Below are 10,755 nucleotides of genomic sequence, written 5' to 3'. Positions count from 1 at the left end.
GAAAAACTAAACAATAGACCTAGAAAGATACTTGGATATAAAACACCAAAAGAAATGATGGATATTGAACTTAAAATTGTAGCTCAGTAACATCATAAAACTAAAACGTTTTGTTGCGTTACAACCTTGAATCCAAGCAATCCAAATGTACAAATACTACAGCATAATTTTTCAATACCCAAACTGAAAAAATCAGAAGAAACTTTATTTTATAAAAAAAGGTCTGTAAAAACAGACCTTTAAAAACTATGGGTGGAAGACGGGACTCGAACCCGCGACACTCGGTACCACAAACCGATACTCTAACCAACTGAGCTACAACCACCATGTTTAACGGCTGCAAATTTACACTATTTCGACAATTGTGCAAGTCTTTTTTTAAATTAAATCCTCTAAATTCCTAACAGCAACATAACGTTCTGACACAAAACCTTCTGCGCTTTCAACGCCTATAATTCTCCCCAAATCATTGGCTCTATAATGCACACTATCTATAAAGTTCTTACTAGTTATTGGCGACTCAGGCTCTTTACTATTCGGATCAAAAAACTGAGAAGTATACGCTTTTACTGCTTTGGTTTTTATATCCATATACCCCGTAACATCCACTACAAAGTCAGGCTCTAAAGGTTTCCATTGAATATAATGATACACGTGTTTAGGACGCCAAAATATCTGTTCAACTCCATTACACATAGTTTTAATTTTTCGCAACCCAGATAAAAAACAGGCATCTGATGTCAATTTACTCCCTTTAGGGTGATCAATATGCCTATCGTCTACAGCGTTACAAAGCACAATATTAGGTTGGTATTTACGAATGATTTTTATTATTTCTAATTGATGTTTCTTGTCGTTAGTAAAAAACCCATCTGAAAAGGCTAAATTTTCACGTACAGAAACACCTAAAATATCAGCAGCTGCAGCAGCTTCTTTATCTCTAATTTCAGCGGAGCCTCTAGTTCCCAATTCACCGCGTGTTAAATCTAATATTCCAACTTTTTTTCCATTGGCTATTTCTTTTGCTAATGTTGCTCCACAGCCAAGTTCAACATCATCAGGATGCGCACCTATAGCCAATATATCTAATTTCATGAAATTATTTTTTTTCTATCCAAGCAATCACTTCCGGATCGTTGGGTTTGATTTTGGGAGCGATAATTTTTTCCAATTCCCCTGCCCTATTAATTAAGTATTTTTGAAAATTCCATTTCACTTTGGAATCTGCATACCCATTTTTACTTTTTTGAGTTAAAAACGCATAGATATCATGTTTATTGGTCCCTTTTACTTTAATTTTTTCCATCATAGGAAATGTTACTCCATAATTAACTTTACAAAAAATTTCTATTTTTTTAGAGTCACCTGGTTCTTGCCATAAAAAATCATTTGAAGGAAACCCAATTACTATCAAACCTTGATCTTGGTATTTTTCATAAATCTCTTGTAATATTTCATATTGCGGTGTCAAACCACATTTGGAAGCTGTATTTACTATAATTATTTTTTTGCCTTTTAAAGTAGAAAACTCAAAAGGTTTACCTTGTAAATCCGTTACAGTAAATTGATGAATATTTGGAATTTCCTGTGTCATTTTATGTGAAATGTTTTCATTAAAAATCACTTTCATAAAAATAAAAAAACAAAGTATAGTTAAGAGTCCGTAATTCATATTCCCAATTTAATAAATGTATCAATCAAAAATACAAATTCCTTTTTAAAAAATAAGATTCGTTTGTATATTCGCTTTATGATACGTGTCGTTTTACTTGGCGGAGGAAATTTGGCTTCGCATTTAGCAAATGCTTTTTTGAACAGTTCATCAATTGAATTGGTGCAAATATACAACCGTACCCTTGCCCATATAGAAAACAAAAAAAACAGAGTCTCAATAACCAATACTATTCAGAATCTAAAAAAGGCAGATATCTATATTATTGCAACAACGGATGCTACTATTGAATCCATTTCAAATGAGTTACTAACGAATACATTAGTGGTACACACCAGTGGAGCTATGCCTAATTCAGCAATTAAACAAGACAGAAAAGGCGTGTTTTATCCTTTACAGACCTTTACAAAAAACGAAGAGATAGACTTTAGAGAAATTCCTATATGTTTAGAGGCTACATACACTGAGGATTATTTTCTTTTAGAAAAAATAGCAAAAGAACTTTCACCAAAAGTCTATTCTATGAATTCAGAGCAACGTAAAAAATTACATATCGCTGCTGTTTTTGTAAATAATTTCGTCAATCATATGTATTCGATCGGAGAAGATATTTGTCAAGAAAACAACATTCCTTTTGAAATTTTATATCCATTAATAGAAGAAACATTTCATAAAATAACCAAACAATCACCTAAAGAAGTAAGAACAGGTCCGGCCATAAGAAAGGACGAAAAAACCTTAGCTTTGCACAAATCACAATTGAATTCAAATCAAAAAAAAATATACACTTTGATTAGTGAAGCAATTGCAAATACAAAATAGATGGAAATAAGTTACAAAGAATTGATGCCAAAAATAGATACCTTTATCTTTGATGTGGATGGAGTTTTAACCAATGGAATCGTGACAATTTTCCCTGATGGAGAATTGGTAAGACAAATGAATATCAAAGATGGCTATGCTTTAAAATCGGCAGTAGATTCGGGCTATAAAGTATGTGTCATTTCGGGAGGCTCAAGTGAAAGTGTACGCATAAGACTACAAGGACTGGGAATTACAGATATCTATCTAGGTGTTCATGATAAGATAAAAGTTTACAAAGAATTGTTAGAAAAATACAATCTAGTCCCTGAAAATGTATTGTACATGGGAGACGATGTGCCAGATTTTCCAGTAATGGAAAAAGTAGGATTTGCCTGTGCTCCAAATGATGCCGCTCCAGAGATAAAAAAGATATCCAAATACATATCACCTAAAAAAGGAGGAGAAGGTTGTGCTCGTGATGTTATAGAGCAAATTATGCGTGTACAAGGAAAATGGAAAGGAAAATTTTATGCAAAATTTGACTAAAACCAACTAAAAAGCAGGAGTATTAGGTGCTTTTTTATATTAATTTTTCTTTTCTAACATAGGAACAAATTTACATTCTCCCAACTCCTGTTTTTCAAAATATTTTACACCAGTTCTTTTATACAAATGCATAATCTGCTTAGTTTCTCCAACTGGAATCACTAAAGTTCCACCTATATTCAATTGAGCTAATAAAGATTTCGGCACAAAAGGTGCTCCGGCAGTTACAATAATTTTGTCAAATGGAGCATAATCTGGCAACCCTTTATAACCATCTCCAAAGGATATGTGTTTAGGTCTATATCCTAATTTAGGTAAAAATAATTTGGTTTTCTTAAATAACTCATTTTGACGTTCTATGGTATATACTTCAGCTTTTAACTCTAACAGCATAGCTGTTTGATAGCCCGAACCTGTGCCTATTTCCAATACTTTTTCTCCAGGAATAATTTCTAACAATTGGGATTGAAAAGCCACTGTATAAGGTTGAGAGATCGTTTGATCAGCCAAAATAGGAAAAGCCTTATCTTGATAAGCAAAATTCTCAAAACTAGAATCCAAAAATAAATGCCTCGGGATTTTAGCAATTGCAGCTAAAACATTCTTGTCCGTAATCCCTTTTCCTGCAACTATTTTAGCCAATTGATTTCTAAGTCCTTGATGTTTGAGCGTGTCCTTCACTAATTGTTTTTATTTAGGCAATAAAATTAGTAATTTATCCCCAAAGATTTATATTTTTGTGTAAAACTTCCATAAACTTTTAAGAGGTTTTTATGGATGAAATAAATCAAGTTTGCTGAAGTGCTGAATTACAACACTAGAGCAATCCATAACGGATAAACAAAACAAAATATGTTAAAAGCAGGAGTATTAGGTGCAGGTCATTTAGGAAAAATACATTTAAGATTATTACAACAGTCAGAAAAATATGAATTGGTTGGTTTTTATGATCCTGTTGAACAAAATACTGCAGCTGTAGAGAAGGAATTTGGCTATAAAGCATTCTCATCAATTGAGGCCTTATTGGCTGAAGTAGATGTTGTTGATATTGTAACACCTACTCTTTCTCATTTTGACTGTGCAAAACAGGCATTAAAAAGCGGGAAGCATATTTTTATTGAAAAACCTATTACAAAAACCTATGAAGAAGCTAATGAGTTAATAGCTTTGGCTAAAGAAAATAAAGTTCGAGGTCAGGTTGGGCATGTAGAGCGATTTAACCCTGCATTTACTGCGGTTAAAGAGTCTATTCACAATCCTATGTTTATAGAAACACATAGACTCGCAGAGTTTAATCCTAGAGGAACTGATGTTCCTGTTGTATTAGATTTAATGATTCATGACATTGATATTATTTTAAGTGTCGTGAATTCTAAGGTAAAAAGCATCAATGCCAGTGGTATTTCTGTTATTTCTCAAACACCCGATATTGCCAATGCTAGAATCGAATTTGAAAATGGTTGTGTGGCTAATTTAACGGCAAGTAGAATTTCTCTTAAAAACATGCGAAAATCACGTTTTTTTCAAAAAGATGCTTATATCTCAGTTGATTTCTTAGATAAAAAAAGTGAATTGGTTCGTATGGATGACGCACCTGAAAACCCAGATGAATTTGCAATGATTTTGCAAAACGCCGAAGGAATAAAAAAACAAATTTATTTTGAAAACCCTACCATTGAATCAAACAATGCAATTTTAGATGAGCTAGAGTCATTTGCCAATGCAATAGAGACAAACACAACTCCTGTAGTTTCATTAAATCAAGGAGCTAAAGCCTTACAAATTGCTTTACAAATTATTGATTGTTTTAAATAATTGAAATCTACAAACAACATACAAATACTTAGAAAAACAAAGTTCATTATATTATTTGATGGACTTTGTTCTTTTTGTGATTCCTCAGTACCGTTTGTTATCAGAAGAGATTTGAAAAATCGATTTTTATTCGCATCACTTCAATCAATTTCAGGAAGTGAATTTATGAAAACACAACCTAAATTCATTCAACAAATAGACAGTCTAATTTTAGCTACTGATTCAAAAGTGTATTACAAATCTACCGCTGCTATAAAAATAGCAATTCAATTAAAAGGTTTTTGGTTTCTTGTAGGTATTTTTTATATCATTCCAACTTTTCTAAGAGATAAGGTTTATGATTTTATCGCTAAAAGACGAAATCTTTGGTTTGAAAAACATGACACTTGTAAAATTCCTACCGCAAAAGAAAAAAACAAATTTTTATTTTGATTCTTTAATAGGCTAATGATCGTCACATTATTTTACGTTAGGCTTCCCTAATTTACCTTCGGATTTTGCAATAAGCATTGCTACGCAAGCATCTCCAGTTACATTCACTACAGTTCTCAACATATCCAAAGGTCTGTCCACTGCAAAAATCAATGCCAAACCAATAGGAAGTAATTCTTTAGGAAATCCAATAGAATCCAAAACAATCACCAACATAACCATTCCCGCTCCAGGAACTGCAGCAGAACCTATAGAAGCTAATAAAGCTGTTATAATAATGATTAATTGATTACTAAAACCCAAACCATCAGGCCACAAAACCTGCATAATAAATACAGCTGCTACCGCTTGGTATAAACTAGTACCATCCATATTGATGGTTGCTCCGACTGGCAATACAAAACTTGAAACTTCTTTATCAACACCGATATGCGCTTCTACTCTCTCCATGGTAACAGGTAATGTAGCCGCACTTGAACTAGTTGAAAAGGCTAATAACTGAGCTGGTGAAATTTGTTTCAAAAACCAAATAGGTGATTTTTTAGTATATACTGAAATCAATATTAAATAAAAACAAATCATCAAGAGTAACCCTAAAACTACCACACCAACATATTTCATCAAAGCAACAAGAATTGCAGAGTCGTTGGTATTTACAATAACTGTTGTTAACAAAGAAAGTACTGCTACAGGTGCTAATAGCATAATCAAATCAACCAACTTTAAGACTACTGAATTTAGCGAATCAAAGAATTTTTTTAAAGGTCTGGCTTCCTTTTCTGGTACAAGCAACATACTTAAACCCAAACAAATTGTAAAAAAGATAACCTGTAACATCATTTTATTGTTACTCATTGCCTTAAAAGCATTATCTGGTACCATATCTACCACAAACTGAAGTGGTCCTTGATTTTGTTGATTTTCCGCTTCAGAAATTCGATCTTGTATTTTTGAACTTGAAGCATAAGTTTCTTTAAGATGTGTAATGGTTTCCTGAGAAATTCCTTCTCCTGGTTTAAATAAATTTACTGAAGAAAGACCAATAGTAATTGCGAAAACAGTAGTCATGACATAGGTTATCACCGTTTTAATTCCCATGGACTTAAACTTGGCAATATCCTTTAAATCAGAAATTCCTTTTATTAAAGAAGCAATAATCAGAGGAACGGCAATTAATTTTAACATTCTTACAAAAATGTTTCCTATTGGTTCTATCCAATTCCTGGCTAAAGTAGGACCACTCTCAAACTGCAACAGACTAAAACCAAGGAGAACCCCTAAAACCATTCCGATAACAATTTTCCAATGCAGTGCTAATTTCTTCATAAAATCTATTTTTTAAAAAAGCGAAAGATACTACATAATTCAATCAGTGTAAAGCTATCTCCTTTAAATTATTAAACAGTGTCTGGTCTCAAATTCATAAAATGTTAATTTTTAAGCTAATGTCTATTTAACTTCCTACTGAATCTTCGTTAAATAATAGACGCAAATTAGTATAAATAACGGTTTTACTAAGGTTATCCATTGTAGATTCGCTAAGAAAAGAGGTTATGCACAAACGTTTGAGTTATTTCCAGTACTAGAAAGCTCTATTCTATTTCGGATGTAATATTATCCTCAAAAATAGAGATAAACTTCCACCTGTATTATACCATTTAAATGACGCATTAAATTCGATTCTTTTTCATTCATATTTTACACAAAAACAAAACCGTAGCGGAGTATGCTTCTATTTTTATTGCTTATCAGAATAAAAAATATTTCAAATTATTATTACGTCATTTAAAAATAAAATTGGTATTTCTTACCCTTCAGAGCATTTTGTTTGCTAAGAATGCCTTCAAAAAATATTTAGATTGTAGATTTTGTAATTTTAAAAGGTAAAAACAAAACAGATAGAGAAAGAATGAGCATCTGAGAAATATTCATTTTGTCTGTGATTTATTTAATGCTCAACACCTTTTATTACCTTTTGTTCTAGATTGTTAATTTTGATAAATGTGCTTTCCATAAATAGAAATTACTCTATTTAAATTTTTCAGTTAGACATATAGGCAAGGTCTCGAAGAATTCTTTGAAAAAATTATGACACTAGTAAAATTGCCTAATCAAATAAAAAAAGATGTTGCAATCACTGCAACACCTTTTTTACATAAATTAAAGAAGATTATTTCATACTTCCAATCATGTTTTCAGGTTTTACCCATTCCTCATATTCGGCTTCAGTTACATATCCTAAACGAACAGCTTCTACTTTTAAAGTAGTACCATTTGCGTGTGCTGTATTTGCTATTTCTGCAGCTTTATAGTATCCTATTTTAGTATTTAAAGCAGTAACCAACATCAAAGAGTTGTTTAATAACTTTTCAATTACAGGGTAATTAGGTTCAATACCAACCGCACAATTTATATCAAAAGACACACAAACATCTCCAATCAAACGAGCAGATTCTATAAAGTTTTTAGCCATTACTGGTTTAAAAACGTTTAATTCGTAATGTCCTTGCATTCCACCAACTCCAATAGCAACATCATTCCCCATTACTTGAGCAGCCACCATAGTCATTGCTTCACATTGTGTTGGATTTACTTTCCCTGGCATAATAGAAGATCCTGGCTCATTTGCAGGGATAATCAATTCACCTATACCTGAACGAGGTCCTGAAGCCATCATACGGATATCGTTAGCGATTTTATTTAAAGAAATAGCAATTTGCTTTAAAGCTCCATGTGTTTCAACAATGGCATCGTGTGCAGCCAAAGCTTCATATTTATTTTCTGCCGTTACAAAAGGTAAACCTGTAAATTCAGCGATTTTTTCAGCAACCAATACATCGTATCCAGCAGGTGTATTCAATCCTGTTCCAACAGCAGTACCTCCCAAAGCCAATTCAGCTAAGTGAGTTAAGGTGTTTTTTAAGGCTTTTAAGCCATGGTTTAATTGAGAAACATAACCAGAGAACTCTTGTCCGATTGTCAATGGTGTCGCATCCATTAAATGAGTACGTCCAATTTTCACTACATCTTTAAATGCTTCAGATTTTGCCTGTAAGGTATCTCTTAGTTGTTCTACTCCAGGAATTGTGTTTTCAATAACTAGTTTATAAGCAGCAATGTGCATCCCTGTAGGAAAAGTATCATTAGATGATTGAGATTTGTTTACATCATCATTAGGTTGAATAACCTTTTCTCCTTCGCCAATAACTTTTCCAACGAGTTCTTGTGATATGTTAGCAATTACTTCGTTAGAATTCATATTCGACTGAGTTCCTGATCCTGTCTGCCAAATAACTAATGGAAACTGATCATCGTGCTTGCCTGCAAGTATTTCATCACAAGCAGCAGAAATCAAATCTCTTTTGTCTTCTGCTAATACATTCAATTGACAATTGGCATGAGCCGCTGCTTTTTTCAAATAAGCAAATCCATAAACAATTTCTAAGGGCATGCTGCCTGCAGGACCAATTTTAAAGTTATTTTTTGAACGTTCTGTTTGAGCACCCCAATATTTATCTACAGGAACTTTTACTTCCCCCATGGTGTCTTTTTCAATTCTATATTTCATAATATTACTGTTTTATTTCACCTTTTAATAGATCCTGTAAAGGTCTAGTTTTATGCTTTAAACATGTGTGTTTTTGAAGCTTAGCAAATATAAGAAATCGTACTCTTTTTACCTTATCTAAATTGGAGTTTTTAAAGATATTTTACTCTTTTATTAATGCCTCAAATCCACAGACTTTATCTTACCAATATTTGATTTTTAAATGTCGCAATAACAATAAAATACATATTTATTATTTCAATCAAAATCAATGCTTTATATCAATCTTTTCACCTTTTAAAGAGGACCTATAAATGCCTTCTATTACTGCGATCGATTGAATTGCTTCTTTTACATTTACAGGAGGCGTATTACCATTTATAATTGCTGTTATTATTTCATTCAATTGCCTTTTATGTAACGTATAATCGATTGCCAATGAATCTGAAGCTCCAGAATTCAAATCTGTATTACTTATATTTAGTTTTCCGCACTGTTCCGATTCCCAATGAATAATTTTCCCACCTTCTAAAATAATACTTCCTTTTTCACCGTGAATCTCTAACTTTTCTGGAAATGCTTTATACATTGAAGTACTTGCTTCAATATTTGCTATAGCACCATTTTCAAACTCAAGAGTTGCTGTTGCCACGTCTTCTCCTTCAATATTATGAATTAAAGTTCTAATGCTACCAGAGACTGTTTTTACCTTACCCATTAAATTAATTAATTGATCAATCGTATGAATTCCTTGATTGATAAGAACTGCACCTCCATCTCCTTTTATAGTACCTCTCCAGTTGGTCGCATCATAATAGGCTTGATCTCTTTTCCATTTAATTGAAGCACTTCCCATCAACAGTCTTCCTAACTCTCCAGATCGAACGGAATCAAAAACTTTTAAATAATCCAATGAATATCTATTTTGAAAAATACACGAAAGACTCACGTTATATTCTTTACTCACATCAATCATCTTTTTACAGCGTGCGGTCGTAATCTCTAAAGGTTTTTCAACCACCACATGCTTTCCGGCTTGCATTGCTGCAATAGCCGGACCTAAATGAAATCCGCTAGGCGTACAAATAATAATTAATTGAATCGTCTTTTGAGAGAAAATCTCCTCATAACTAGCAAAAGACAATACCCCAATTTCATTCGAAATTTTTCTTCTTTTTTCTTCATTTGAACTTTGAATTGCAATTAGCTTACAGTTCTCTAATTCTAAAATACTTTTTACATGAAATGGTGTTATACTGCCATACCCTATTATTCCTATACCAATTTTCATAATTGTTTTCTTAAATTCAACTAATAAATACAACTTTCTGATTTGAGTATTAGATTATATGTTTTCAAAAAAAAGCTGTAATGCACACTTTATCAAAAACAAATATACACAATTAGTTGCATGCTAATAAAAAGCTATAGTCTTCTAAAACAGCTAAAAATTAATAGTAAGTATAGCTATGTGAGATGCTAAACGAAATTCATAATAAAAAAGATGTTTACAAGGATATATTAGCTCAAAAAAACAGGAAATTTATCAAAAAAACCTAATTAATATAGCTTGCTGAAAAAGAGGAAAATCAAATAGAGCAATTATTACGAGAGGATTATTTAGTCAACGGAAATTTGTTGTCAATCAATTATTATTTAATCAAAATGCTTCATTTATTACTTGAATTCAGCAATCCTATCTTTCATCAAACAACAACCTAGATCAATTGTTGTAATTTTTATTAATCACTCCAAAATCACTTTCTAAACAGACATACTTATACACATTCAATAATTATTTACTGAGTTAGTCATTTAGTTTCTGTATCTTAGTGTCCTTAAATATAACAGATATGGATGTTTTTCAAGGTCAAAATATACTGAGTTTTATAAAAGAACTACCAAATGATGAAGCTTGTAAGGCTTATTTAGCCAAAAT

Annotated in this window: 10 protein-coding genes, 1 tRNA gene and 1 pseudogene; 5 read left to right on the top strand and 7 right to left on the bottom strand. The window is 32.1% G+C overall.

Annotated features, from left to right (window positions below; genetic code table 11):
• Window positions 1-250: 250 nt before the first annotated feature.
• From V5787_RS12015 to V5787_RS12005, 3 genes are all read right to left on the bottom strand, one after another.
• Window positions 251-326 (bottom strand) — tRNA-His (locus V5787_RS12015).
• Window positions 327-378: 52 nt separating this feature from the next.
• On the bottom strand, window positions 379-1,095 hold the full coding sequence (gene bshB1, locus V5787_RS12010; RefSeq protein WP_336893444.1) for a bacillithiol biosynthesis deacetylase BshB1: 717 nt from the start codon (window positions 1,093-1,095) through the stop codon (window positions 379-381).
• A 4-nt stretch (window positions 1,096-1,099) separates the two neighbouring features.
• Window positions 1,100-1,630: a glutathione peroxidase gene (locus tag V5787_RS12005; protein ID WP_336893445.1), complete on the bottom strand. Its 531-nt coding sequence runs from the start codon at window positions 1,628-1,630 to the stop codon at window positions 1,100-1,102.
• 120 nt (window positions 1,631-1,750) lie between these two features.
• Between V5787_RS12005 and V5787_RS12000 the strand changes: the two genes are divergently transcribed.
• Both V5787_RS12000 and V5787_RS11995 read left to right on the top strand, forming a co-directional pair.
• Window positions 1,751-2,494, top strand: coding sequence for a DUF2520 domain-containing protein (locus V5787_RS12000; RefSeq protein WP_336893443.1), 744 nt, complete (start codon window positions 1,751-1,753; stop codon window positions 2,492-2,494).
• Entirely contained in the window at window positions 2,495-3,022 is a 528-nt protein-coding gene (locus V5787_RS11995; RefSeq protein ID WP_336893442.1) for an HAD-IIIA family hydrolase, read from the top strand. It abuts the gene before it with no gap.
• A gap of 39 nt (window positions 3,023-3,061) precedes the next feature.
• Here the strand turns inward: V5787_RS11995 and V5787_RS11990 are convergent, their stop codons facing one another.
• Entirely contained in the window at window positions 3,062-3,703 is a 642-nt protein-coding gene (locus tag V5787_RS11990) for a protein-L-isoaspartate(D-aspartate) O-methyltransferase (protein ID WP_336893441.1), read from the bottom strand.
• 171 nt (window positions 3,704-3,874) lie between these two features.
• Between V5787_RS11990 and V5787_RS11985 the strand changes: the two genes are divergently transcribed.
• Together V5787_RS11985 and V5787_RS11980 are read left to right on the top strand one after the other, a co-directional pair.
• The gene (locus tag V5787_RS11985; protein WP_336893440.1) at window positions 3,875-4,837 is read left to right on the top strand and encodes a Gfo/Idh/MocA family oxidoreductase; all 963 of its coding nucleotides are present in this window, start codon (window positions 3,875-3,877) and stop codon (window positions 4,835-4,837) included.
• The gene (locus tag V5787_RS11980; RefSeq protein ID WP_336893439.1) at window positions 4,838-5,269 is read left to right on the top strand and encodes a DCC1-like thiol-disulfide oxidoreductase family protein; all 432 of its coding nucleotides are present in this window, start codon (window positions 4,838-4,840) and stop codon (window positions 5,267-5,269) included.
• Between the two features lie 27 nt (window positions 5,270-5,296).
• Here the strand turns inward: V5787_RS11980 and V5787_RS11975 are convergent, their stop codons facing one another.
• From V5787_RS11975 to V5787_RS11965, 3 genes are all read right to left on the bottom strand, one after another.
• Window positions 5,297-6,595: a dicarboxylate/amino acid:cation symporter gene (locus V5787_RS11975; RefSeq protein WP_336893438.1), complete on the bottom strand. Its 1,299-nt coding sequence runs from the start codon at window positions 6,593-6,595 to the stop codon at window positions 5,297-5,299.
• 844 nt (window positions 6,596-7,439) lie between these two features.
• Window positions 7,440-8,837, bottom strand: a complete 1,398-nt coding sequence (gene fumC / locus V5787_RS11970) for a class II fumarate hydratase (protein WP_336893437.1) — start codon at window positions 8,835-8,837, stop codon at window positions 7,440-7,442.
• Between the two features lie 247 nt (window positions 8,838-9,084).
• Complete coding sequence (locus tag V5787_RS11965; protein ID WP_336893436.1) at window positions 9,085-10,107, bottom strand: Gfo/Idh/MocA family oxidoreductase; 1,023 nt, start codon at window positions 10,105-10,107, stop codon at window positions 9,085-9,087.
• Window positions 10,108-10,669: 562 nt separating this feature from the next.
• On the opposite strand from V5787_RS11965, the pseudogene V5787_RS11960 reads away from it, so the two are divergent.
• A pseudogene (locus tag V5787_RS11960) lies at window positions 10,670-10,755 on the top strand (IS1595 family transposase); the annotation flags it as partial.

This window comes from Flavicella sp. (assembly GCF_037132785.1).
Taxonomy (GTDB): domain Bacteria; phylum Bacteroidota; class Bacteroidia; order Flavobacteriales; family Flavobacteriaceae; genus Flavicella.
This window is presented reverse-complemented; position numbering and strand designations above follow the sequence as displayed.